Below are 23,898 nucleotides of genomic sequence, written 5' to 3'. Positions count from 1 at the left end.
CAATCCTCGATTGCTATTCATCTAATCATTAATCTAAAAACCTCTAAAAAATAATTTCTATACTTTTCAATTGGAATTTAGTTTTTATCACGCAAATACTTGAGCAGTGCCATGATTGTTAGTACTAGTACTGCGAAAAATAGTAGGGTGAATAACAAACAGATAAGCATCATAACCCAGCCCATGCCATACATCATTGAGCCGTTCATCATGCCATGCATTGACCCATTCATTATGATTTCTCCTCAGTCTAAACTGTGATCACTCCAACTCTTCAATTAATTTTTACTCAAATTGAAAAGGTTTGCTGACTATTAATACACTAATACCTTCGACCTATTTTGCGAACCAACGATATAGTGGCACGAACAAGATGGAGAAATACCAACCGTAAAGATATGATTCTACAAGTCCAATTAGAAAACCTGTCCATGTTAACCACTCAAAGCCAGGTAGTAGAGGTGCCCAAGCTTCGTGCATCGCTATCTGTTCGGGTGCGAGTAAACCAAACCCTATGCATAATAGATAACTAATAAGTAGAAACAACGATACACTATTGCCAACAGGGGCAATCCTTAAAGTACTTGTTGTTAAGTTTGATTTGACCATCTTAGTAATCCTCACTATTGTATGATGTGGTTCAAGCTCAAGATAACCAATCGTATCTAACCATGCTAACTCTAAGGATTTGTATGAATTAAAGCTTTATCCTGTATTGATATTACTTTTTAACTCGTGCGGCGGCGGCAAGTTGACGCCATTGACCCCATTGAGGAATAAACATTGGCACTTGCTGTTTGTAAGCAAGGTAGTCTTTACCAAACTCTTCAAACATATGCCGTTCCTCACGTCGAGCTAACCATGTGTATACAAGCACAATCACTGGAAACAGACCGATTGAAAACAGAGTTGGCCAATGCACCACACCCTCACCGAACAGTGCAATAAACAACCCGGTGTACTGAGGATGACGTACGTAGGCATAGAGTCCATCAGTTACTAAACGATTTTCCCCTCGTGCTTTGTGGACTTGGCGCCAACCTTGAGCAAAAAGACCGACTCCTAAAAATGCAATAGCATAGCCGAGTAGCATTGAGATCATCATGCCTGTCTCACCTAAACCAACAAGGGTCGACCATAAGCTAGCGCTGACATATTGGCTGTCCAAACCAAAAAACCGTACTAATAAATATATAGTGAGCGGAAAGCCATACATTTCTGCGTAAAGTGCAATAATGAAAGCCTGAACTACACCAGCACCCGCCCATTCACGCCAGTTCTTTGGTGCGAAATAACGGTAAAAGAACCAAGAAATCAGAACAATAACAATTAGTGCGAGACCCCAAGTTCCAGCGTGATTAAATGACTCATTCATAGCTTACTTTCCCTGTTGTCTTTATGAATATCGTATTGCATGAAATCAATTCTTGAAGATAGTAAGCAGACGCTTAAATCTATGCAATTTTTAACCAAACAATTTTCTGTAAACTCTTTGATGTTACTGTCAATGATGGTCTGCAAGCGTATCTTTTTCGATAGCTTTTTTCCTCGCTGAAGATTTCAGGTAAACCTGCTCAGCCACAGCAATCACTACAATAGTGACGACTGCTACGCCAAGTACGAATGGATCTGAGTTTAGTTTAATCCAGACAAAACCGCCGAGAACCAACAGGTCAAGAAGTATGGCCACTATAGGCACCCACATCACCGCCTTTATATCCTGACGAAGGTATCGCAAAACACCCCAATGAATGGCGATATCCATAATTAGATAGAAAACAATGCCAAGCGCTGCAATTCGTGATAAGTCAAATAACGTCGTAAAAGCTAAACCCAACACCACAGTATAGACCAACGTATGTTTTTGAACGCTTCCCGGCATTCCCAAATGACGATGAGGCACCAGCTTCATCTCAGTCAACATAGCAAGCATACGAGAGACTGCGAAGATGCTAGCAAGGAGGCCGCCAGCGGTAGCTACCATTGCGATTGCAACTGTGAACCATAGACCATAGTCGCCAAGTGCTGGGCGTGCGGCGGCAGCCAAGGAGTAATCTTTAGTTTCGATGATTTCGGCAAGAGATAGATTACTAGACACCGCGAAACCGACTAGAGTGTAAATAACTACGCATATTGCGATTGATATTACAATGGCACGGCCGACGTTGCGATGAGGATTTTTTACTTCCGAGCCACTGTTGGTAATCGTGGTAAAGCCTTTAAATGCCAGTATGCCTAGCGCCGTTGCGCCAAGAAAGTCACCAACAGTATTAGTGTCACCTAATGTAGAAGAATCAACTGCAAAGCTATCAGCTAGCCAGATACCAACCAACCCGAATATAAGAATACCGACAATTTTTATAATACCGATAACCGATGCAACCCCCTGAATCCAACGATTACCAAGTAAATTGATAAAGAACGCAGCAAGAATAAGCGCGGCGCCAAGGATGGATACCATGCGACCGCTGTCATCGCCACCGAATAACTGCATAGTGTATGACCCGAACGTCCGGGCCAAAAAGCTCTGCGCTATAACCATGGAGAAATACATCAGCATGGCATTAAATCCAGTCGGTAAACGATCTCCGTATGCCTGATGCAGGTACATTGCAACACCGCCAGCCGACGGGTAAGCGTTAGAGATTTTGATATAAGAATAGGCACTAAAAGAAACAACGATTGCGGCGGCTAGAAAAGCAAGTGGGAAAAGCGAACCCGTCATCTGAGCCATCTGACCGGTCAGAGCGAAAATACCAGCACCGATCATGACACCGGTACCTAGCATAACTGTTCCTGATAATGTCAAACTATCCTTCTGATAGCGAGTCGTTCTATCTTGCTTCATACTTATTCGACCTTAATCTATTTCTTCGTAGAACTTCAGTTTTACAGGTTATTTTTGAAGTAAGGAGTAGGTATAGTTAGAATTAAAAGACGCGATATAGTAAATAGTTTTTAAAGAAGAGCTTACTTATTGGTATCATAATATATTATTCCAACTCATCAATAAGTGCTTGCATCTCACCGATTTCACGCTTTTGTGCTTCGATAATGTCATCAGCAAGCTGACGTACACGTGGATCTTCGATATCAGCACGCGAACTGGTCAAAATAGCAATCGAGTGATGCGGTATCATCGCCTGCATCCAATCCACTTGATCGACCGTTTGTTGTGATCTAACGCCCCATAAACCAAAGGCAAATAGCACGACACTAATCCCATAAACCATTAGATTGACCTTAGTCTTTTTATACATATTGGTCATAAAGGCGAGCATAATAATAGCCATCATAGCGCCCATATATAACGCCATATAAGCTCTGGTTTCGCTAAAATAAACGTGATCCCATTGATAAGTATTAAAATACATCATGATAAACATCACGACTGTCGATGTTAAAATCATGATTGTGAACTTTACATAAGGGTTCATTTGCTTCTGTTTATTATCCATATGGTTATTCATATTCTTGTCCTTAATTTAGTAAAAAGGCACCTAAATAAAGAGGTGCCTTTTTTTAGAGCTAGTGTTATAAACTGTTGTTACTTACATGGTTAACACTAGAACCAAAATTTCACACCAGCTGTAACGCTACTAGAATCAACAGCTTCGTCTTCTTGACGTCGCAAATCTCTTGCGTTGCCTAAAGCGGTCTCATAGCTGATACCCACATAAGGCGCTAGCTGACGACTGAATGTCTCATAAGCCAGCCTAACTTCAGCTTCAAACTCATTAAATCCTTTAGTAATACCGTTATCGGTATCATCTTTACTAAAGGCAGTCAGCTCCAGCTCTGGTCTGACTACCCAATGTTGATCTAAGCGCCACTCATACTCCGCACCTAGATCTAGACGAACTTGCCCATCAGTATATAAATAAGCTCTAGCATCGGTTTCGATGAAGTAAGGTGCAGTGCCTGCAATACCAGCCATCACGGCAGATTTATCATTTTCGGTATCATAAGCAACACCGGCTTCCCCATTCCAAAAAATACTAAGTGGCTTCCAGTAAGATAGTGAGGTTAAGCTATCAATTTCTTTATCATCTTTAGTTTGGATACTACCTTCGCTACGTAGCGTTACGCGGTTGCTGTCTGTACCGTACCACGTATCAAACTCATAATTGATTTGATCATCGTCAAATTGATAGCCCAGATCGTCTACTGATACGCCCCATAACGGTAAGCTACCCATCATCACAGGCTTACCAAAGCGACCATAGGGAACACCGTTTGAATAGTCAGGACTGCGAGCATCAGCTGGAGCTTTACCACCTTGCATACCTGACATATCCATACTGCCATGGTCCATGCCTGACATATCCATGCCACTGTGATCCATATCCGACATGTCCATACCAGACATATCCATTTTGCTGTGATCCATATCCGACATGTCCATACCAGACATATCCATTTTGCTATGATCCATATCCGACATGTCCATATCTGACATATCCATGCCACTGTGATCCATGTTCGACATGTCCATATTCGACATATCCATGTTGCCGTGATCCATATCGGGCATGTCAGCGGCATTTGCTACAGGTGACAGTAATAACAGCAAAGATGATATGCCAATAAACGGTAGACCTACTTTATACATTTTCATAATAAGGCTCATATTTAAAGGGTTAAATGACGGCAACTTCTCGAAACATGCCCGCTTCCATGTGATACAGCAGATGGCAATGCCAAGCCCAGCGCCCCGCCTCACCTGTGACATCGAAACTAATCTTTTGCGCTGGCTGCACCATTATCGTATGTTTGCGAACTTGAAAATCGCCATCAGGCGCGCGCAAATCGCTCCACATACCATGCAGATGCATAGGGTGGTTCATCATAGTGTCATTGACTAAGGTAATACGCACACGCTCGCCCGGTTTGATATTAACAGGCGGTGCGTCCTTAAACATAATACCGTCTAACGCCCAGATATAGCGCTCCATATTACCTGTCAGATGTATTTCAATCTCTCTGGTAGGTTTGCGCTGCTCTGCCATTATCTCATCGCCGACAGAGCGCAACTGACTATAATTCAAAACCTTTCTATCAATGTTACGCAAATTAATACCCGGATCATCGAGATTCATCCGTGGACTATCGACGCGCATATCGGACTTAAAGTCATATTCTGTTTTGGCATGTTTAGCGTTATAGCCATTCGATCCCATGGCGCCCATCATGTCGGCCATCGTCAGCCATTCGATTTTGTCCATAGCAGGCGTTGCCGCACGAGCGCCTTTTTTGGTAGCAAGCGTTGTCGCAACATAGCCTGACCGATCTATGTTTTGGGCAAATATGGTATGCGCGTCACGGGTTGGGGTGACGATGACGTCATAAGTCTCAGCCACACCGATGCGAAAATCATCGACATCAACGGGCGCGACATCATTACCATCGGTGCCGACCACTTTTATTTTGAGCCCTGGAATGCGCACATCAAATATGGTCTGCGCGGAGCCATTGATAAAGCGTAGTTTGACCGGCTGACCGGCTTTGACCAATTGCGACCAGTTAGCCGCTGTCGTTTTACCATTCATAAGATAAGTAAACGTGGTCTCACCAGATAAATCAGTAAAATCAGTCGGCATCATGCGCATCTGGTTCCACATTTTACGCTTATCATAAGCGGCTTCTAAATCCGTTGCTGCAATATCAGATAACAGTTTTTTAAAATCTGGCAAATGGTAATTATCAAAGTCAGCACGCTGCTTAAGCAGTTTTAGCAGATTATGCGGATCGCGATGCGTCCAATCACTAAGCAGGATAACGTGATCTTCCTCGATAGGATAGCGTTCGCGCCCTTTAGGTTCAATCACAATAGCCCCGCGCATACCGGTCTGCTCTTGGAAGCCAGTATGCGAGTGATACCAATAAGTGCCTGACTGTGTCAGTTTAAATTTGTACGTGAAGGTGCTACCCGCAGGAATACCATCAAAGCTGATACCCGGTACGCCATCCATCTCAAACGGCACTAAGAGGCCATGCCAGTGAATAGAGGTCGACTCATTCAGCTGATTATGGACTCGAATGGTGACCGTATCGCCTTCTTGCATCTTAAGCGTTGGCGCAGGCAGTGAGTCATTTATCAGCGTTGCCATGCTTGACTTGCCGTTGACCGTTATCATCTTCTCACTGACATAAAGATCAAATTCATTACCCGTTAGTATAGGTACAATGTGATCGGCTCTATCACTATTGACTACGACATTTTGGCTTTTAGTTAAAGCACTATTAGCCATCGTCGGTAGTGTGGATAGCATCGACGCGCCGAGCAAGGTGGATGACCCTGTCAAAAAACGCCTGCGGTTAAATCTGTTTTTATTCATAATATTGACCTAAGTTAATCCATGAAATGAGAGTTGAACTTATATATCTGATAACTTATTAATAGAACTACATCTGCTGCGCTGGCGACTCAATAGCCGCATACACTTGAGTGCTGCCATCCTTGTTCAATTGAATGACTTTATAGGGCATAAATTTATCTTGATATTCCATGCCCGGACTACCAACTGGCATACTCGGTACCGCAAGACCGATGGAATCAGTTGGCGGATTGGCTAGAAACTGTGCCATGTATTTGGCAGGAACGTGACCTTCAAAAACATAACCATTAGTAGTGACGGTGGTATGACAAGAGCGCATTTGCTGCGGGACACCGTAACGCTCTTTAAATAAAGATAAATCTGTAACGTCTTGCGCAGTTGCGCTTAGACCATGACCTTCGGCATAGCCTACCCATTCTTTGCAGCAGCCACAATTAGCATCTTTGTAAACTGTAGCCGAGACGTTTTGTAGAATTGTCGACCCAGTACCTGAATTAGCACTGACAGACATCATTTGCGGTTGTGGTTGCTCTATTTGAGCACTTTTGGTGGCAAGCGTTGGCTCAGTTTGAGTAGAATTTGAAACACTAGTATCGGGCTGACTACAAGCCATTACTGTTGACGTTGCTACTAGTAAAAGAGCAGAAGCTGATACCTTTTTATGTCCATTGCCCATTATATTTATATAGCGTCTCATAACTTACTCCTAAGCGTCTGCTTATCTGTTGAACCTTCTAAAGATTTATACCCTATAACTAAGTGTAGTATAGGCAAAGTTTAAATCCCAAAAGGCAGCACTATTTAGCACTGCGCTTTTATAAAGGAATATGGAAGAATTAATGCTGCATTCCAGCTCCACCTTCTGACATATCCATCATGTCGCTATTCAGTGACATATCCATCATGTCATCATCCAGTCTAGTGGTTAGCATGGTATACTGATTCTCATTTAACTCAGGTAGTGATCTAATAAAAGCGACCATTGCCCACATTCTATCGTCGTCATGAGAAGCACCCCATGCTGGCATGCCTGATGCCATAATACCGTGCTTAATCGCCCAAAAACTTTGCTGAGCTCCTGCATCCGTTTTATAACGATCAACTACTTGCGCATTAGTGAAATTAGGTGGCTTAGGGTATAGGCTCTCACTAAAATCAGTGCTCTCTACCCCAGGAGACAAATGGCAGCCTGCGCACATATCTTTGTAATCGGCACCGCCTGAGCTAATCATCTCTACTTTTTCTAAATCTGGAACAATAATGTCCTTGCTAGCGTAGGCTATTGAACGGGTGCGAGCCGTCTCCAAGAAATTATAAACCAATGGACTATGTCCTTGATCAGCGCCAATATTAATGACACCACTCATAACCACAGTAAAGACACCAACAATAGCGACCACGACAGTGAAAAGTACTCCTAGTAAAAACTTCATGGGTTTATCCTAAAATTCATTTTCTTTAATACCCTACTCTTAGCGTCTACAAATATTTCCTACAAACCCTTATTACTGATTGATGAAACTATCTAGCAGTAATAAAGGATTTATAAAATCAATGTTTAAGAGTCACTTTTATCTGTTACGCAGTGCTTTTGATACATTTGCTTCATTTTACCCATGTTAGCCATCATCGCTTTCATAGCGGGATCGCTCATGTCCATCTTGCTATGATCCATTTTTCCCATCATATCCATATGCTTTTGCATTTTTTCACAGTTCATTTGATCTTTTTCAGCATGCATTTTAGGATCATGTGCTAGAGCTGAGGTTGAAACGACTAGAGCGACGGCAGTGGCTACGATTGCTTTAGGTAAAGACTTTGATTTAAAGAGTGACATGGTTAATCCTTAATTGATTTAGTTGAGGGTACATAAAGCTTTAGGATATTAATTCAGTCTAAAGCATAACTTATTGATTCTGACAGAGAGATGACAGCAAGATGACAATATTGTCATCTTGCTACTTTTATATTTTAATGCTGCACGTATTCATTTAGTATGGCATCAGCATTTCTATCACGATCGCTACCATATTTTTTTATAAAATACTTTTCAGACTGCAGATGTTGATCTTGATGCTGAACTTGGCAAGCGACTCGTGCATCAACATAGCTTTTCATTTGAGCATCAGACATCTGCGCGTTATTGTGATCTAGATTTCTGGCAAACGTAGTTAAGTTATCGCAATTATCGATAATTGAAGTGCTTAGATTGGTAGTATGCGCATTAGCTGCTGATATACCGATAAGCATCGAAGCGGATAGCAGCACCACTTTTTTGAATGAACGATAGCTTTTCATATAACATCCTTAATAAATTATTAAATATTGAAACTAATTACCTGTAGTAATAATTCATAGTAGCTACTCGTATCAAGAATGAGCCGCTATGTACTATAGGTATAGATTAACAAACGAAGACTGACCATTTGATGACGAGCGCATGACATCTTTGTCAGATACCAGTCCGTTTTGTCATTTATATTGATTTGGGTATTATAAAATCATAATTATATTGAAGGATTACTATGAAAGTACTACTAGTAGAAGATGAATTAAAACTCGGCGAATATGTAAAAAAAGGCTTAAGTGAAGCAGGCTTCATTGTTGATCATCAGCTGACAGGTTTAGATGGCTACCATGCTATGATGACTGAAGAGTTTAGCGTGATACTCATGGATGTTATGCTGCCTGATGTTAGCGGTTTTGAGCTAGTACGTAATTACCGAGCGGCTGGCAAGCATACGCCAGTGTTATTTCTAACCGCAAAAGATGATTTAGATGACAAAATCAAGGGGATTGAGATTGGCGGTGATGATTATCTGACCAAACCTTTTGCCTTTGCAGAGTTAATAGTCAGGATAAAAAGCTTATTACGACGCGCCAATCAAGCCGACTATAAAAGTACGCTCATGCAAATAGCGGATCTCAAAATGGACATTGCCAAGCGCACTGTACATAGAGGAGACACGCCCATTAAACTAACCGCAAAAGAGTTCTCCCTATTACAGTTTCTATTAGAGCGCCGCGGTGAAGTATTACCACGCTCAATCATTGCTTCACAAGTATGGGATATGAACTTTGATAACGATACTAATGTGATTGATGTGGCAATAAGACGTCTGCGTATAAAAATAGACGATGAGTTTGATACCAAGCTAATTCATACTGTGCGTGGCATGGGCTACCGATTAGATGCTGTCGACGTTTCAGCTAGTAATAAAGCTGCCAGCGAAACGGAAGATAGCCAATATGATAAATAGATTGGACAATCGACGCTTACCCTTACTATGGCGAACTGTGTTTTTATTGACGATGTTTGTCGTTTTATCGCAGTTGATAATCTATATCTGGGTACAGCACTCTGTTAAAGGCCATTTTGAGCAAATGGATGCTGAAATCATTACCCACGCAGCCTTTAATCTACGTAAGCGCGTAACAGAGGCGGATAACCAAATAGCCTCTCAGACACTACCTAAGCCTCAAAGTCCATCAAACACTCAACAACCGCTAAGCTCGAAAGCTTCTTCAAATCTACTTCCTACAATAGCCACAGAAAATGATGATCACCTGCATTCATCAGCGCTAGATTACGATCTAAAAACTATCATTGCTGATAAAGAGGGGCGATTGCTATCTAGTACTCCCAAAAACTTTGCTAATGAATTAAGTGCCGACTTTAACCTATTATCATTACAGCAAAATCATGATGACAGACAGTTTGTAATAAATATTAAAGACAGACGTTATCGAGCTATGGTTATTGGAGACGATGACATGCTTGCCCTTATCGCCTTACCCATTGACGTGCATCATCAGTATTTATTACAGTTTAACCGTCAACTTAGTCTGATCCTATTTGCCATCACACTACTGTTGGTTTCAATAGCAACCTTAAGCGTGTATTGGGGTTTTGCCCCTTTATCCACTATCGTGCAAAGGATGAAAGGTATTCATCCTGAAAGATTGAGCGAAAGAGTAATAGTTAGTGATATGCCATTAGAGCTAAGACCTTTAGCAGAATCCTATAACTCGATGATGGCTAAGCTTGAAAGCAATTTTGAGTCGTTGTCGCGATTTTCAGACAATATCGCGCATGAGCTACGCACGCCAATAGCGACGCTGATTACGCAAACGCAAGTCATGTTAAATAAGCCTAGAGAGGAAGAGGAATATGTCGAACAATTACATCAGCAACATGACACCTTAGAGCAATTATCGGCGATGATTAACAACATGCTACTGCTAGCAAAAACCCAAAAAGGACTGAGTGATTCGCAAGTGACTACTGTAGATACTGAGGTCCTAATCAATAAGCTGTTAGATTACTTTGAAATGATTGCCGAGGATCGTAAAATAACTTTTGTAAAATTAGGAGATTTTAAGGCAGTATTAGGCGATGAAGGTTTATTGCAAAGGCTATTTGCTAATCTGCTATCAAACGCGATCTACTACGCCGCTAGTAATAGCGTCGTCACAATATCAGCCACTGTCAACACTCCAAATACTTCCGTTAATAATTATAAGATGCTTGAAGACGATCAAAGTAACACTCAAACCGCGAAGCAATCTTGGCTAGAGATAACTTTTACTAACCTTCTAGAAAAACCTCTAAACCAAAGCGAAGCAGATCGATTGTTTGAGCGCTTTTATCGTCATGATAAAACTAGCCAGCACCATTCAGGATCAGGTTTGGGTTTATCTATCGTTCAGGCTATTGCTAATGCTCATAAAGGGACGGTCAATATCACTAACAAAGATGAGTATTGTTTTGAAGTTACTGTAGGATTATTGATTGCTAAGTAGCATACACCTCAATATCCTAGTGTTCAAAATATTAATAATATGTAGACCTACTATAGGTCTATTTTATTTTGATAAGTCGAAAGGCTCTGAATGCTATTATTCATATAGTGTATAAGGCTAGATTATGAAGTCTAATTTTCTTAGGTGATGTTGTTGATATGGGGGTATGAACAAAATGCCACTTTTATCTTTTTTAGTATTGACTGCTTTGGGTTCTAGTGTTTGGACAACTGTACTGACGCTTGCAGGTTACCACTTCGGCAAAAACTACGAGGTTATAGAGACTGCGTTAGCACCCTACTCAAAGATTTTTTTATCGATTGCTATAGTAATTATAATTAGTTGGTTTATTAGGCGTCGACTAACCAGCTAAAGTAGAGGCAATATGCATCCTTAAGCTTATTATCTAACTATTTATTTTTAAGAATATATTATCTTCTTAAAGCATTACTCAACCCAAATATCTTAACGTCTTCTTAACAGGCCTCTTGTTATCGTAAGGAATCAAACTCCTTACCATCCTGTTGAGAAGCCTAGTTATGTCAACCTCTCAAGCACTTAGCACTGAAATCACCAAAGCTCCTACCCAAAAAAGCTATCTAAACAGCATTTTTAATCATGAAATTAATCTTAACTATCTGATTATTATCATTGCGCTCTATTTAGTCGCTACTGCAAATTTTGGTTTTTTCGCGCAAGTGCTTAGCATTTACCCTTTTGGTAATAACGTTGGCTTCATGGTTTCTATCACAGGCTTATTGTTCGGCTTAATGTGGCTGCTTTTCCAATTATTTTGCTATCGTCCTATTGCTAAACCAGTGCTCATCGCTATGGTAATGATAGCGGCCGTATGTGGCTATTTTACTGACGCTTATGGCACTATTTTCGATACTAATATGCTGATCAATAGTATACAAACCGATCAAGGTGAAGCGATGGGGCTGATGTCGCTAAGCTTCTTTATACGAGTGTTCCTGCTAGGCGTTATACCCGCAGTTATTATTGCTAAAATCCGCATAAAAAGAGTACCTTTACGTCGAGCGCTATGGCAAAAAGCGTTAACCTTAACCTCATCTATCGCCTTAATGGCTGTCTGCCTACTGCCCTTTGGCGATCAATACGCCACCTTTTTTCGTCAGCATAAAATGGTTCGTAGTTATGCTAATCCTATTACCCCTATTTATTCGGTTATCAAATTAGGTACCGACTATATCGATGAATTGCGTCGTCCGGATACTTTGACCCTGCATGCTACAGACGCCAAACGTATAACCCCTACTGCTGGTACTAGTGCAGCAAAACCTAAACTCATGGTATTTGTCGTTGGTGAAACGGTTCGTGCCGATCATATCGCTCTTAATGGCTACAAGCGCGACACTACGCCTTTACTTGCTAGCCAGCCAAATATCTATAGCTTTAGAAATGCGACCTCTTGTGGCACGTCCACCGCTTATTCCGTACCTTGTATGTTTAGTTATGCTAATCGAGAAAATTATGATTACAATACGGCAGACTATAATGAAAATGTACTAGATACCTTGAACAAGCAAGGCGTCAAAGTTGTTTGGCGAGACAATAATTCGAGCTCTAAAGGAGTAGCTAATAGAGTAACTTTTGAGGACTTTAAGACGCCTGATGTTAATCCAAATTGTGATGAGGAGTGTCGTGATATTGGTATGCTTGACGGTTTTGATACTTTAGTTAAGTCAGATACAGGAGTAACAGCAGACGGCTCTGCTAAAGACACCCTTATTTTATTGCATCAAATGGGTAATCATGGTCCCGCTTACTACAAACGTTATCCTAAGGAGTTTGAAGAGTACAAACCAGTATGCATGACGAACGAGCTTGCTAAATGCGATGATCAATCCGTCATCAACGCTTATGACAATGCCATTCGTTATACAGATTATTTCTTAAATAACGTGATTAATACGCTCAAAAAGTATGAGCAGGACTATGATGTGGTAATGGTATATATTAGCGATCATGGCGAAAGTTTAGGCGAGAATAATATTTACTTGCATGGCATGCCCTACGCTATCGCACCTGATGCGCAAAAGCAGGTGCCTGTCATCATTTGGTCGCCTACTAGCAATAATATTGATAAAAGTAGTCTCATTAGTACGATTAATCAGCCCGTGTCACATGACTTTATTACGCCAACTTTACTTAACTTTTTCGGTATTACTACCGATGAGGTAGCAGCAGCGCCAACCTTTTTTAAAACTATCCATTAAGACCTTCAACCTAGGCGCTACTAATATTTATACAAGAGACTATTATGTACAAGATACTTATCATCGAAGACAATCCCGATATCGTCGCCAATATTTATGCCTTTTTTGAACCAAAAGGTTTTGAGCTGGACAACGCTCATAATGGCATTAGCGGCTTAACACTCGCCGCGAATAATCGCTATGACGTTATTTTATTAGATGTCATGCTGCCGGGTATGGACGGCACCAAGCTATGTAAAAAACTGAGAGAAGAGCTACATAATAAAACCCCTGTATTGATGCTGACGGCTCGTGATACGATTTTGGATAAAGTCGCAGGCTTCGATAGTGGCGCTGACGATTATCTGGTCAAGCCTTTTTCACTTATTGAGTTGGAATCACGTATCAAAGCGCTTATCCGTCGAAATCAGGATGAGCATTTTGAGCACAGCTTAGCTGTCGGACCATTATCCTTAAATGCTAATGAGCACACGATTAGACGAGAAGGTAAATCACTAAAACTGACACCGACAGGGTTTAAAATTTTAGAAACATTAATGAATGCGTCGCCACGAGTCGTCAGTAAAAGTGAGCTTGAGGAAAAGGTATGGGGTGAGGATATTCCAAGTAGCGATGCGCTACGGACTCATATGCATAGTGTACGCGTACAAGTCGACAAGCCATTTGCCAGACCTATGATAATGACGATGCCTGGAGTGGGTTATCAGATAATTAATCCGGATAAAGTATAAAATATTCTTGTACGATTTAGCGACTCAGCCTGATTGAGAGTCGTGTTAGTGATATCTACTATTCCCTTCTTACCGCCTTCTACTAGAAGTAAATACCATGTTCAGCATCGACTCCATCGCCAATAAATTTCGACTGTCATATTTTCTATTTGCCATACTACTGTGTGCGACATTCGTCAGCATTTTTGTGTACGCTGAGACAAGGATGGAGCAAGAGTTGGTCAAAGCTCGTTTGCTACAACAGCTAGAGCTTAGTCAAGAAAAGGACGGCGATCAGCCTATTTATACGGCAAAACCTGGCATCACTATTTATCGTTATAATCATGCACCTGATAATTTAAAAGCTTTGGCAACCGAGACAGTGCAAGAGATGCCCGTAACCGTGCCCACCAAAGGTGGCGATGTTAGAACGGAACTGCATTTTTTTCACTATCAAAAAAATAAGCAAAACTATATTTTGAGCTATTTAGAAGACACTGAGATGGTAATGGGGAACTACCCTGTCCTTGCCATCTTTGAGCACCTAGAAGATATCTTTGCTAATGCCTTGAGAGTTGCCGTTATTTTAAGCTTACTAATTGCCGCAATATTTTCTCAGCTATCCTCTAGGCAAATTACTAAACCTTTATTAGACTTAAAAAAAGCAGTAGAGACCGATCATCAAAATTTAACCGAATTGACCCATTTGCCCTCCGAGGTTGGCGTATTAGCACGCGCTATTGATGAGAAGAATCATAAGCTTGAGCAGTATCTCAAACGTGAGCAGCTATTTACTGGAGATGTTAGCCACGAGTTGCGCACGCCTTTGACGATTATCATGGGTGCATCAGAAGTACTGGCTTCCCAGTTAGAAGGCGATAGCCGTTTGAGCGAGTTTACTAACCGTATTAGCAATACGGCCAAAGAAACCTCTGAGATTATCAGCGCATTATTACTACTCTCGCGTGCTCCTGAAAAACTGGACGCTCCGCAAACCTCTATCAATAACATTGCTAACAATGAGGTGGAGCGCTTGAAATACTTGCTACGGTATAAGACTGTGACTTATGCAGTAGTCGCTGAACAAGAGTATTTTGCCTACGTACGACCTGAATTACTAAAAATGGCACTAGGCAACTTAATAAAGAATGCCTTTCAATACACGGATGAGGGTGAGGTAGTTATTATTATTGACGATAAAAAAATCACCGTTACCGATACTGGCTTGGGTATTCCTGAAGCGATGATGCCTCTACTCTATGAAAGGTTTGAGCGTTTAGAGCAAAAGAAAAATGATGGGCAATTAACTGATAAGTTCTCGTCAAAAGATTATACGAGCTATAAGGTTGATGGCACAGGGTTAGGTCTAAGTATTGTTCAGCGCATCATAACGCATATGGGCTGGCAACTTACCCATCAAGCTAATGCTGCAGGCGGTAGTACGTTTAGTATTTATTATAAATAAATTCTACTAATAAACAATCTTTAAAAGCCTAAGACATTACAAGTTAGCAGTACAGTTTAAAACCATTTCTTACTTTTAAAATACACAACGATGGCCACAGTCAATGTTACCATCACACCCCACAAGGCAAAGTAACCCTCATTCCATTTTAACTCAGGCATATAGTCAAAATTCATACCGTAAACGCCTACCAAAAATGTTAATGGTATAAATACCACTGACACTAAGGTCAAGGTACGTATGATTTCATTCAAACGATGGCCCTGAATTGAGAATATCAGATTGGTTTTACTATCAAGCTCAAACAACTCAAAATCAATTTCATCAATCAAATTGTTGGCTTGCTCTTTAAGTTCGGTGAAATACTTACTATCCATAGGAATAATATTAATCGTTTCCAGCTTTACAATGGTATTGCGAAGGCTCAGCGTCGCTTTCTTAAAGTTCAACATGCGACGTTTTTGCTCCTCAACCTTTTTAGTAAAATAAGGCGTTGGATTAATATTGGTCACCTTTATCGAGTCACCGTCAGCATTCAGTAATTTCTCAAACGTCTCTTCATAGTTTGCTATCAATGACTCAATCAACAGAAAAAGCAAATAATCTACTTTTTTGCTTCGAACTTGTCCTTTGCCTTCGCTTAAGCGATCACGAATCCACTGAAAATGATTATTATGATTCTCTTGCAAACTCCATAACATATTTGACGATACAACGAAAATCAATTGTTTATTATCTAGATTTTTGTCATCAGTTTTTAATACTTTTAGAGCGATAAACAGGACATTATCGAGTTCGATAACCTTATTGGCATGCTCATCATCTTGCAATAATTTAATTAAAAAATCATCAAACTGGTTCTGGATGACAACTTGTTTCATCTCATTTAATTCACTCAATCCATAAGTATTGAGCCAAAAAACTTCGTCGCCGTGAGGCTTAAAGTTTAAAATTAAGATATCTTCACAAGGTACTATTGACACTTTTGAAGGTGAATAAGTAATAAGTGTAGTGTTTCGTAAGAACTTTTCTGACATCCCTTCCCCCTATAGAAACTCCTTTAATCAAAATTTAGTAAACTTGATATCTAGAACAAATATTAGCTATGTTAAACGTTTAATAGTCTTTTAATAGTGATTTAACTCAGAAAATTAAGCAATATTTATTATATCTACTCGCTAATCAAACTCTTATTTTCCGCTAAGTTTCCCCTATGTCGTCTCTCGTATTATAGATTCATACCCACAAGGTAGCTGGCAAAACCACTAATGGTGTGTCAGAAATTGATTAATACAAAGGATGACTCTCATGAAAAACTTATCAACGCTAACCAAATCAGCAATCATCGCCCTTACTATTGCAGGCGTAGGTGCAACCGCTATCGCCGCCCCTGCTGCTAATACCAAAGCCGTAACTGGATCAAGTGAAGCTGTCAGCGCTATGCAAAGTAAGATCAGCTTAACGCAAGCAATCGATATAGCTAAACAGAATGCTAAAGGTGATCTAATCAGCGCAGAATTCGATTATGACGACGATGATGATAATGGCAACGGTGCTGTAACGGGCGAGTATGAAGTTGAGTTTGTATCAAACGGTACGGCTTACGAGGTCAAGATCGACGCCAATACTGGCAAAGTCATCGAGACTGAAAAAGAGAAGTTAGATAAAGAAGACATGGCTGAATATAGAGCGCTGATGCAAGCCAAAGTTACGCTAACTAGTGCTATGCAAAAAGCCACTCAAAGCGTAAATGGTAAAGTCATCGGTGTTGAGTTCGAGCTTGAAAAAGGTCAAGCCTTATATGACATCGAAGTTGTCAAAGACAATCAGATATATGATGTGAGCATAGATGCCAATACTGGCAAGGTTCTAAGCAGCCAAGTTGATATGGAGGATGATGGCTAAAAAGTAAGCAAAGCTAAATACTAACTCTTCATTAATAGGATGCAGTAGCCAATACCTTGATAAACAAGGTGTCGGCTATTGCTTTTTTGTATATATTGAATTTTGATATTAATATTGCCCTTTCCAAATAATTTTATAAATATTTTTTATCTTAACGCTTCCTTAACAGCTCCAAGCACATACTGATACCCAAGTGCTAACCAGTGCCCTCCTACACTGGGATCATTACAACAATAAATATATCGGTGATTGCACTTTTTCTTATTTTCACTGTAACTTCAATAGTCAGTAGTAGCCAATACCTTAATCAAACTCGGTATTCGCTACTGCTTCTTATTATATGAAATTCATCTTAACGCGATCTTAACATGCACTGTAATATCATTAAGACCTGCCAGCTATTCTAATCTTAATAAATACTAAGCTATCGATATGAATAATTCCAAGACTACTGCTCTGAGCCACGAACATACAAATCTTGATTATAAAAATCAGCCTGTATCTGATGATACTTTTGTAGCGGATAGTTTTGCAAATGAGGTTAAAGGTAAAAAAGGGTTAGCCCGTATTGTAAAAGCTACGGGGTATTCTATAGATGGTTTTAAAGCGGCTTATAAGTTTGAAGCGGCCTTTAGGCAAGTTATCTGGCTCAATCTCTTATTGTTCACGGTCATTATATTTATGCCTTTTAACGTCAGCGCCAAAATGGTGCTTGTGATTGCTTCATTCTTATCCCTCATTGTGGAGCTTATTAATACGGGTATTGAAGCGAGCGTCGATCATACTTCAACGGATCATCATCCCCTCGCTAAAATAGCCAAGGACGTGGGTTCTGCCGCGCAATTTTTGGCATTATTACTATTGTTCGTTTTGTGGTGCATGGCGTTATCTAATCTTTTATTTTAAAAAGTGCTTAAATTTTTAGCAATTTAATACATTGAGTAAGGTATTTTCATGATTTTAGAAGATAACCCAACTAACTGGATATGGCTTAAGCTTTTTTGCTTAACAATTATTGCCGCTCTAACCTTTGAGCATAGCCAATTTGATATTCGTATTAGTGAGTTTTTCTATAATAATGGTCAGTGGCTGATAGAAAAAGGCGAACAGCCTTACGCTTTTATTTTTTATGATGGTCCTAAAGCATTATTAATCTTGTTGGCTCTCTATTTAATATCCGTATTGGTTATCAAATACAGACAATCTTCAAATATCGCCTCTATCATCGATAACAATAAAACAAGTAAATTTATTGTGCCCTTCTCAATTCGTGAAATAAGTTACTTACTTATTGTTCTTATTGTGGTGCCTTCTACTATCGCGCTATTAAAAAGCGTTACTCATGTGAGCTGTCCTAATCATCTAACGCTTTTTGGCGGGGATCTACCTTATCTTAATCTATGGCAAAATATGCTTGCTAAAACCGATACAAAATGTTTTCCAGCAGCTCATGCCAGCGCAGGATTTTCTTTGTATGGCTTAGCATTTTTACCTACTCTTTATAAGTATCGCTATCGAATATTTGAAATCGTAACCGTATTAGGCTGGACAATGGGCCTATATAAAATGATGTTTGGTGATCATTTTTTTAGTCATACCTTAGTATCGATGTTGGTGTCTTTGACTATAGCTTGTGCGCTGGCCAGCGTGTTTTTTAAGAGAACAGAGCATAATTATGCTTCAAATAACCATCTTCACACCAATCGCTATCAGCACTAAACCGCCCAAAGCTTCTGCCCAACTGCCGAGCCATGTTCCTGACTGGCGTCCTATATAAGCCCCTAAAACACTTAAAATAGCGGTCGTCAATGCGATGATTAAACAGGCAGCATAAGCATTAACTACCAACAGGTTTAACGTAAAGCCCGCTGCCATCGCATCGAGACTAGTCGCTATAGCCAATGACAGCAAGGTTTTATGACTTACATTGATCCGAGTATCGTCACTAACCGAACACGACTCATAAAGCATCTTAATCCCAAGAGCCACTAGTATGATAAAAGCAATCCAAGCAGCCCATTCCGCAAACCAACCGAGCATAGTAGAGCCAAGCGCATAACCAATTAGCGGCATCACCCCCTGAGCAACACCGAAGTATAATCCAATGAGTAACGCCATTTTTATAAACTGCGACTTACCATCGCTTCTATGTGTCGAGCCAAGACCGATTGCAGCCGCAAACGCATCCGCAGCGAGTGCTAACGCCAATAATAGTATCTCAAACATAATAAAATATTACTCTGTATAAGGATTATCGAAAGAGCAACAGCATTATAGCCCAAAAATATGAGTAGCTAACTGAACGCTTATTCTACGCTAAGCTTCTTCTATGTCTTGTTTTGTATGATGGACTCATATCGACACTTCTGACAACTTTGATAATGAGTCGTCAGACATGAACCTTAAATACGGAGTAAACACGATGAAAAAACTATCAACCCTAAGCAAATCCCTACTTATTGCTCTTAGCGTTCTAGGTATTGGTACTCTCGCTGTTGCCTCAGGTCAAATACCTGCTATTTCAGGCGCAAAGACGAGTGACGCAGTCGCGATAGCACAGAGTAAAATCAGTCTAGAGCAAGCCGTCGCTATTGCACAAAAAACAGTCAAAGGAGACTTAATTAGCGCTGAGTTTGACCAAAACGATTATATGGCAAGTGGCGAGTATGAAATCAAGCTTATCAATGATGGAGTGGAGCATGAAGTAAAAATTGACGCCAGTAGCGGCAAAGTTCTAAAATCTAAGCAGGAAAAAATAGATCAAGACGACTTAGCAGAATATAACGCTATGAGGCAAGCCCAAATAACCCTAACCCAAGCCATGCAAAAAGCAACGCAAAGTGTTGGTGGCAAAATTACTGAAGCAGAGTTTGATTTTGATAACGGTATACCCGCTTATGAGATTGAAATAGCTAAAGGGATGGACATAAATAAACTGATAATCGATAGCATGAATGGTCAGGTTGTCAGCAGTCAGTTAGATGATGATTAATATTTTAAAACTTGGTTGAATATAGCTTAACAACGGCTCTACTCTGTACACTAGTATCGATTAGAGCTTTTTAGTTTGAGGACGCTATAAAAAGTGTCACTATAGATAAATATTTTTTAATCCTACTAGGGCGTGTCTTCAATTGGATAAGGCATAAATAATAGTTACAATACCGCATCTACTGAGTCGATGCGAGAAATACAAGTTATGGCAAGAACAGTACTAACAGATACGCTTTGGGATCAATTGCAATCAACAATGACACAGCATGGCTGCTATCAAACTCAAAACAGTCGAGAGGTCATGGAAGCCATACTGTGGAAACTACGCACAGGTGCGCCTTGGCGTGACATACCTAAAGAGTTGTGTTCTTGGAAAACAGCCTATAGTCGTTTCAACCGCTGGTCGAAAACTGGTTTATGGGAGAATTTTTTTTTAGCCTACGAAAAGAAGTTGATACGGAATGGGTATTCATCGACGGAAGTCATATACGGTGTCACCAGCATGCAAGTGGAGCTCGGCGTGGTGAAGATCGAGCAATTGGACGAAGCCGTGGCGGCGCAACTACAAAGATACACCTATCCTGTGATGCCGATGGATATCCGCTCCATTTTAAAATCACTGGGGGTGACGTCCACGACAGTCAAGTTGCAGGTGAATTGATTGACATGATTGGTCAAGCTGATTACTTTATCGCTGATAAAGGCTATGACTCAGAAGCCATCAGAGACAAAGCCCGTACCCACGATATGGTGCCTGTCATCCCTAAAAGGAAAAATGCCAAACAGCCTAATCCAGAGTTTGATAGCTATTTATACAAACTGCGCCATTTAGTAGAAAATATGTTTGCGAGACTCAAGCACTTCCGTAGTATAGCCACCCGCTATGAGAAGTTGGCTCGTAATTTTAAGTCAATGCTTTATCTGGCGTGTACTATCATTCATTGCAAGATGAATTGAGGACACGCCCTAGTCACATAATAAGGATATCCCATGCGCGTATTGGTAGTCGAAGATGACTTGATGATTGGCGAGAGTCTGAGCGAAGCCTTGCAAGATGAGGCTTATACGGTTGATTGGGTCAAAGACGGTCGTCAAGCCATACTGACATTAAGGGTGCAACCTTATGACATCATCTTATTAGACTTAGGTCTTCCAGAAGTTGATGGCATGGGCGTGTTGACTGCTATTCGCGATGCCAAGATTGAAACACCAGTGTTGATACTCACCGCGCGTGATCAATTAAAAGATAGAATTGCAGGCTTAGACTCAGGGGCTGATGATTATGTCGTCAAGCCTTTTGAGTTAGGAGAAGTCTTTGCACGCATGAGAGTACTTATTCGCCGTGCCCAAGGCAAGGCTGATAATCAAGTGACGGTTGGCAATTTAAGTTTAGATACCGCGCACAAACGGGTCATGATGGATGGTAGCCCTATCGATTTAACCGCAAAGGAGTACATGCTTCTCACTACCTTTATGCTATCGCCTGAAAAAGTCATGTCCAAAAATGAGCTTGAGGATTCGTTATATGGCTGGGGCGGCGAAGTTGAAAGTAACGCCATTGAGTTTTTGATTCATAGTTTACGCAAAAAGGTCGGACAAGATAGAATCAAAAATGTTCGTGGCCTTGGATGGTATATCAGCAATGCCTAAATTTCGTAAGCCCTTTAACTCATTACAGTTCCAACTTATCTTTTGGTCTGTTGTGTCATTATTACTACTGGCAATAGTGGCTGGTGGTTATGGATTTTGGTACAGCTATAACGAGATAAATGACTTTCAGGATGATAACTTAAAAAATACTGCTGCCTTATTAGAGCAGTCGCTTAATATTAGTGGTTTAAATAATAATGCTGCTTATTCATACAGTGACGAGCATGCCCGCAGCAACATTCACTTTGATACCGATGACGATGATGGTGCGATCACCGTTGATATAGTCATACTCTCCGCCTCACTCAATAACGGGGTAGAAGATTATCAGAACGTTCAAAGCGATGATGAGCATGATTACTCAGAACCTATACCGTTGGCATTAGTAAATAGCGTTCCACAAGGGATAAGCGATCAAAACATTGACGGTCATTCTTGGCGAACCTATAGAAATGATGTCAAGATTGAGTCTTTAGATACTGATGAAGAAGTGGCTCTAATTTTGCGCCAACAGACAGATTTACAGGATGATTTAGCCAAAGCTAGTGCCTTACAGTCTTTTTTACCCCTTATTATCGGTATAGCATTATTACTGCTTTTACTGCCTTTTATCATGTGGCGCATGATGAAACCTGTGCGTCAATTGCATCATGAGATAAGCGCACGTAATGAGAATGACCTAAGTCCTTTATCGATTGGTAGACTGCCCTCTGAATTGCTGCCACTAGCCGAATCGTTAAATAGATTATTGGCTATAGTCAAAATTAGTATTGAACGTCAGCAACGCTTTATCGCTGATGCTGCCCATGAACTGCGCTCGCCGCTGACTGCCATCTCACTACAATTACAACGATTACAGCGTATTAGTAATGATAACGTTATGTCGGAAGGCCTCGATAAACTGGCTATTCGCTTGAGGCGTAATCAAAGTTTGGTTGAGCAATTATTAACGCTCGCTCGTGCTGGTAATATCAATACCGAGCTTGGTACCGAGACAACAGCAACCAATGTTAAATCTATTATCGAACAAGTCATAGGGTTACTCATTCCTATTGCTGATAATAAGAACATCGAACTAACTGTCGACTTACAGTCAAGTAGCAAAGTAAAGATAGATGAGACATCATTATTAATGCTCATAAAAAACCTGATTCAAAACGCTATTATTTATACGCTAGATAATGGTCAAGTCATGGTTAAACTCTATCAACTTGAGCAAAACTCAGGCAGTTTGGATAAATCGGCTTTAAATGCTCAATATAATTTTGGCTCACATGTGATTCAATCTGGGAAATTAAATGATATATCCAAGACGCTAGATAACAAATTAGTATTACAGATCATAGATTCAGGCGCAGGCATTGACCCTAGTGATTATGAGAAAGCTTTTGAACCCTTTATACGGCTTAATCAAGTGATTAGTGCAGCTGATCAATTTAGCGACAGTAAACTTAACAATAGTATAAGCGCTTCAAGATCAGATAGCGCAAGTAAGCAATCACAGGAAATAGAAGGTACAGGACTTGGGCTCTCTATTGTTAAATCAATCTGTGAGCAGGCAGGTATCGATGTCTTTATGAAGGACTCTAATTCTGAGATTTTAAACTTACATGATAATCGAGGACTTTGTATAACTTTGATCTTTTAAACTCATACATAGAAATTTTAATAGATCTAAATAGTTGCATCTTCACACTTTCTTAACATCTCTATTGATAATTTAGTGACATCTACAACGTAACATTAAATTTGTTTACTAATAGAGTGAATCTAACTGACCACTGCCGTCAATC

At 40.4% G+C, this 23,898-nt stretch carries 25 protein-coding genes; 12 read left to right on the top strand and 13 right to left on the bottom strand.

Features of this window, described 5'->3' with window-relative positions; all coding sequences use genetic code 11:
- Nucleotides 1-77 precede the first annotated feature (77 nt).
- From B4240_RS06045 to B4240_RS06000, 11 genes are all read right to left on the bottom strand, one after another.
- A complete protein-coding gene (locus B4240_RS06045; RefSeq protein WP_156770962.1) occupies nucleotides 78-233 on the bottom strand; it encodes a hypothetical protein in 156 nt (51 codons plus the stop codon).
- A 103-nt stretch (nucleotides 234-336) separates the two neighbouring features.
- Entirely contained in the window at nucleotides 337-609 is a 273-nt protein-coding gene (locus B4240_RS11560) for a DUF5676 family membrane protein (RefSeq protein WP_349679083.1), read from the bottom strand.
- A gap of 112 nt (nucleotides 610-721) precedes the next feature.
- Nucleotides 722-1,375 (bottom strand): methyltransferase family protein, encoded by a 654-nt coding sequence (locus tag B4240_RS06040; RefSeq protein ID WP_068037334.1) that lies wholly within the window; start codon nucleotides 1,373-1,375, stop codon nucleotides 722-724.
- Between the two features lie 129 nt (nucleotides 1,376-1,504).
- The gene (locus B4240_RS06035) at nucleotides 1,505-2,848 is read right to left on the bottom strand and encodes an APC family permease (RefSeq protein ID WP_037059147.1); all 1,344 of its coding nucleotides are present in this window, start codon (nucleotides 2,846-2,848) and stop codon (nucleotides 1,505-1,507) included.
- Between the two features lie 145 nt (nucleotides 2,849-2,993).
- Entirely contained in the window at nucleotides 2,994-3,470 is a 477-nt protein-coding gene (locus B4240_RS06030; protein WP_037059145.1) for a DUF305 domain-containing protein, read from the bottom strand.
- A 95-nt stretch (nucleotides 3,471-3,565) separates the two neighbouring features.
- Complete coding sequence (locus tag B4240_RS06025) at nucleotides 3,566-4,618, bottom strand: copper resistance protein B (protein WP_296237448.1); 1,053 nt, start codon at nucleotides 4,616-4,618, stop codon at nucleotides 3,566-3,568.
- A gap of 22 nt (nucleotides 4,619-4,640) precedes the next feature.
- Nucleotides 4,641-6,338 (bottom strand): copper resistance system multicopper oxidase, encoded by a 1,698-nt coding sequence (locus tag B4240_RS06020; RefSeq protein ID WP_296237446.1) that lies wholly within the window; start codon nucleotides 6,336-6,338, stop codon nucleotides 4,641-4,643.
- A 67-nt stretch (nucleotides 6,339-6,405) separates the two neighbouring features.
- Nucleotides 6,406-7,035 (bottom strand): DUF411 domain-containing protein, encoded by a 630-nt coding sequence (locus tag B4240_RS06015; RefSeq protein WP_192992014.1) that lies wholly within the window; start codon nucleotides 7,033-7,035, stop codon nucleotides 6,406-6,408.
- A gap of 139 nt (nucleotides 7,036-7,174) precedes the next feature.
- Complete coding sequence (locus tag B4240_RS06010) at nucleotides 7,175-7,771, bottom strand: c-type cytochrome (RefSeq protein ID WP_025645677.1); 597 nt, start codon at nucleotides 7,769-7,771, stop codon at nucleotides 7,175-7,177.
- Between the two features lie 125 nt (nucleotides 7,772-7,896).
- Complete coding sequence (locus tag B4240_RS06005; protein WP_025645676.1) at nucleotides 7,897-8,175, bottom strand: hypothetical protein; 279 nt, start codon at nucleotides 8,173-8,175, stop codon at nucleotides 7,897-7,899.
- A 134-nt stretch (nucleotides 8,176-8,309) separates the two neighbouring features.
- Nucleotides 8,310-8,636 (bottom strand): hypothetical protein, encoded by a 327-nt coding sequence (locus B4240_RS06000; protein ID WP_093068413.1) that lies wholly within the window; start codon nucleotides 8,634-8,636, stop codon nucleotides 8,310-8,312.
- Nucleotides 8,637-8,863: 227 nt separating this feature from the next.
- Between B4240_RS06000 and B4240_RS05995 the strand changes: the two genes are divergently transcribed.
- The 5 genes from B4240_RS05995 to B4240_RS05975 all read left to right on the top strand — a co-directional run bounded on the left by B4240_RS05995 (nucleotide 8,864) and on the right by B4240_RS05975 (nucleotide 15,556).
- Nucleotides 8,864-9,598 (top strand): heavy metal response regulator transcription factor, encoded by a 735-nt coding sequence (locus tag B4240_RS05995; RefSeq protein ID WP_025645672.1) that lies wholly within the window; start codon nucleotides 8,864-8,866, stop codon nucleotides 9,596-9,598.
- Nucleotides 9,588-11,141: an ATP-binding protein gene (locus B4240_RS05990; RefSeq protein ID WP_296237437.1), complete on the top strand. Its 1,554-nt coding sequence runs from the start codon at nucleotides 9,588-9,590 to the stop codon at nucleotides 11,139-11,141. Before B4240_RS05995 ends, B4240_RS05990 begins: the two co-directional genes overlap by 11 nt.
- Nucleotides 11,142-11,680: 539 nt before the next feature.
- Nucleotides 11,681-13,381 carry a phosphoethanolamine transferase gene (locus tag B4240_RS05985; protein WP_296237435.1) on the top strand — a complete coding sequence of 567 codons (1,701 nt, stop codon included), beginning with the start codon at nucleotides 11,681-11,683 and terminating at the stop codon, nucleotides 13,379-13,381.
- Between the two features lie 44 nt (nucleotides 13,382-13,425).
- Complete coding sequence (locus B4240_RS05980) at nucleotides 13,426-14,112, top strand: response regulator transcription factor (protein WP_201611432.1); 687 nt, start codon at nucleotides 13,426-13,428, stop codon at nucleotides 14,110-14,112.
- A 97-nt stretch (nucleotides 14,113-14,209) separates the two neighbouring features.
- The gene (locus B4240_RS05975) at nucleotides 14,210-15,556 is read left to right on the top strand and encodes a sensor histidine kinase (protein WP_201593653.1); all 1,347 of its coding nucleotides are present in this window, start codon (nucleotides 14,210-14,212) and stop codon (nucleotides 15,554-15,556) included.
- A gap of 56 nt (nucleotides 15,557-15,612) precedes the next feature.
- Here B4240_RS05975 and B4240_RS05970 read toward each other — a convergent pair whose 3' ends face one another.
- Nucleotides 15,613-16,593: a CorA family divalent cation transporter gene (locus B4240_RS05970; RefSeq protein WP_102077235.1), complete on the bottom strand. Its 981-nt coding sequence runs from the start codon at nucleotides 16,591-16,593 to the stop codon at nucleotides 15,613-15,615.
- A 271-nt stretch (nucleotides 16,594-16,864) separates the two neighbouring features.
- On the opposite strand from B4240_RS05970, the gene B4240_RS05965 reads away from it, so the two are divergent.
- From B4240_RS05965 to B4240_RS05955, 3 genes are all read left to right on the top strand, one after another.
- A complete protein-coding gene (locus B4240_RS05965) occupies nucleotides 16,865-17,461 on the top strand; it encodes a PepSY domain-containing protein (protein ID WP_025651486.1) in 597 nt (198 codons plus the stop codon).
- Nucleotides 17,462-17,893: 432 nt separating this feature from the next.
- The gene (locus B4240_RS05960; RefSeq protein ID WP_025651484.1) at nucleotides 17,894-18,367 is read left to right on the top strand and encodes a diacylglycerol kinase; all 474 of its coding nucleotides are present in this window, start codon (nucleotides 17,894-17,896) and stop codon (nucleotides 18,365-18,367) included.
- Between the two features lie 48 nt (nucleotides 18,368-18,415).
- A complete protein-coding gene (locus tag B4240_RS05955) occupies nucleotides 18,416-19,180 on the top strand; it encodes a PAP2 family lipid A phosphatase (protein WP_201567584.1) in 765 nt (254 codons plus the stop codon).
- On the opposite strand, the gene B4240_RS05950 is transcribed toward B4240_RS05955, so the two are convergent.
- Entirely contained in the window at nucleotides 19,142-19,687 is a 546-nt protein-coding gene (locus B4240_RS05950) for a manganese efflux pump MntP family protein (RefSeq protein WP_025651482.1), read from the bottom strand. The two genes, B4240_RS05955 and B4240_RS05950, sit on opposite strands and share 39 nt — an antisense overlap.
- Nucleotides 19,688-19,883: 196 nt before the next feature.
- Here B4240_RS05950 and B4240_RS05945 point away from each other — a divergent pair, with 196 nt between their 5' ends.
- From B4240_RS05945 to B4240_RS05930, 4 genes are all read left to right on the top strand, one after another.
- Complete coding sequence (locus tag B4240_RS05945; protein WP_025651480.1) at nucleotides 19,884-20,453, top strand: PepSY domain-containing protein; 570 nt, start codon at nucleotides 19,884-19,886, stop codon at nucleotides 20,451-20,453.
- A gap of 207 nt (nucleotides 20,454-20,660) precedes the next feature.
- A protein-coding gene (locus tag B4240_RS05940; RefSeq protein ID WP_296237422.1) for an IS5 family transposase occupies nucleotides 20,661-21,412 on the top strand; the annotation gives its coding sequence in 2 pieces (ribosomal slippage) (nucleotides 20,661-20,874 and nucleotides 20,874-21,412; 753 coding nt in all).
- A gap of 33 nt (nucleotides 21,413-21,445) precedes the next feature.
- The gene (locus B4240_RS05935; protein WP_025651479.1) at nucleotides 21,446-22,105 is read left to right on the top strand and encodes a response regulator; all 660 of its coding nucleotides are present in this window, start codon (nucleotides 21,446-21,448) and stop codon (nucleotides 22,103-22,105) included.
- 52 nt (nucleotides 22,106-22,157) lie between these two features.
- Nucleotides 22,158-23,753, top strand: coding sequence for a sensor histidine kinase (locus B4240_RS05930; RefSeq protein WP_201611945.1), 1,596 nt, complete (start codon nucleotides 22,158-22,160; stop codon nucleotides 23,751-23,753).
- Nucleotides 23,754-23,898: the final 145 nt, after the last annotated feature.

It is taken from the genome of Psychrobacter sp. UBA5136 (assembly GCF_002414005.1).
Taxonomy (GTDB): domain Bacteria; phylum Pseudomonadota; class Gammaproteobacteria; order Pseudomonadales; family Moraxellaceae; genus Psychrobacter.
This window is presented reverse-complemented; position numbering and strand designations above follow the sequence as displayed.

Excerpts from the sequence above, each read along its gene's own strand:
- B4240_RS06045 (WP_156770962.1), bottom strand. The coding sequence starts at position 233 with ATGAATGGGTCAATGCATGGCATGATGAACGGCTCAATGATGTATGGC.
- B4240_RS11560 (WP_349679083.1), bottom strand. The coding sequence starts at position 609 with ATGGTCAAATCAAACTTAACAACAAGTACTTTAAGGATTGCCCCTGTT.
- B4240_RS06040 (WP_068037334.1), bottom strand. The coding sequence starts at position 1,375 with ATGAATGAGTCATTTAATCACGCTGGAACTTGGGGTCTCGCACTAATT.
- B4240_RS06035 (WP_037059147.1), bottom strand. The coding sequence starts at position 2,848 with ATGAAGCAAGATAGAACGACTCGCTATCAGAAGGATAGTTTGACATTA.
- B4240_RS06030 (WP_037059145.1), bottom strand. The coding sequence starts at position 3,470 with ATGAATAACCATATGGATAATAAACAGAAGCAAATGAACCCTTATGTA.
- B4240_RS06025 (WP_296237448.1), bottom strand. The coding sequence starts at position 4,618 with ATGAAAATGTATAAAGTAGGTCTACCGTTTATTGGCATATCATCTTTG.
- B4240_RS06020 (WP_296237446.1), bottom strand. The coding sequence starts at position 6,338 with ATGAATAAAAACAGATTTAACCGCAGGCGTTTTTTGACAGGGTCATCC.
- B4240_RS06015 (WP_192992014.1), bottom strand. The coding sequence starts at position 7,035 with ATGAGACGCTATATAAATATAATGGGCAATGGACATAAAAAGGTATCA.
- B4240_RS06010 (WP_025645677.1), bottom strand. The coding sequence starts at position 7,771 with ATGAAGTTTTTACTAGGAGTACTTTTCACTGTCGTGGTCGCTATTGTT.
- B4240_RS06005 (WP_025645676.1), bottom strand. The coding sequence starts at position 8,175 with ATGTCACTCTTTAAATCAAAGTCTTTACCTAAAGCAATCGTAGCCACT.
- B4240_RS06000 (WP_093068413.1), bottom strand. The coding sequence starts at position 8,636 with ATGAAAAGCTATCGTTCATTCAAAAAAGTGGTGCTGCTATCCGCTTCG.
- B4240_RS05995 (WP_025645672.1), top strand. The coding sequence starts at position 8,864 with ATGAAAGTACTACTAGTAGAAGATGAATTAAAACTCGGCGAATATGTA.
- B4240_RS05990 (WP_296237437.1), top strand. The coding sequence starts at position 9,588 with ATGATAAATAGATTGGACAATCGACGCTTACCCTTACTATGGCGAACT.
- B4240_RS05985 (WP_296237435.1), top strand. The coding sequence starts at position 11,681 with ATGTCAACCTCTCAAGCACTTAGCACTGAAATCACCAAAGCTCCTACC.
- B4240_RS05980 (WP_201611432.1), top strand. The coding sequence starts at position 13,426 with ATGTACAAGATACTTATCATCGAAGACAATCCCGATATCGTCGCCAAT.
- B4240_RS05975 (WP_201593653.1), top strand. The coding sequence starts at position 14,210 with ATGTTCAGCATCGACTCCATCGCCAATAAATTTCGACTGTCATATTTT.
- B4240_RS05970 (WP_102077235.1), bottom strand. The coding sequence starts at position 16,593 with ATGTCAGAAAAGTTCTTACGAAACACTACACTTATTACTTATTCACCT.
- B4240_RS05965 (WP_025651486.1), top strand. The coding sequence starts at position 16,865 with ATGAAAAACTTATCAACGCTAACCAAATCAGCAATCATCGCCCTTACT.
- B4240_RS05960 (WP_025651484.1), top strand. The coding sequence starts at position 17,894 with ATGAATAATTCCAAGACTACTGCTCTGAGCCACGAACATACAAATCTT.
- B4240_RS05955 (WP_201567584.1), top strand. The coding sequence starts at position 18,416 with ATGATTTTAGAAGATAACCCAACTAACTGGATATGGCTTAAGCTTTTT.
- B4240_RS05950 (WP_025651482.1), bottom strand. The coding sequence starts at position 19,687 with ATGTTTGAGATACTATTATTGGCGTTAGCACTCGCTGCGGATGCGTTT.
- B4240_RS05945 (WP_025651480.1), top strand. The coding sequence starts at position 19,884 with ATGAAAAAACTATCAACCCTAAGCAAATCCCTACTTATTGCTCTTAGC.
- B4240_RS05935 (WP_025651479.1), top strand. The coding sequence starts at position 21,446 with ATGCGCGTATTGGTAGTCGAAGATGACTTGATGATTGGCGAGAGTCTG.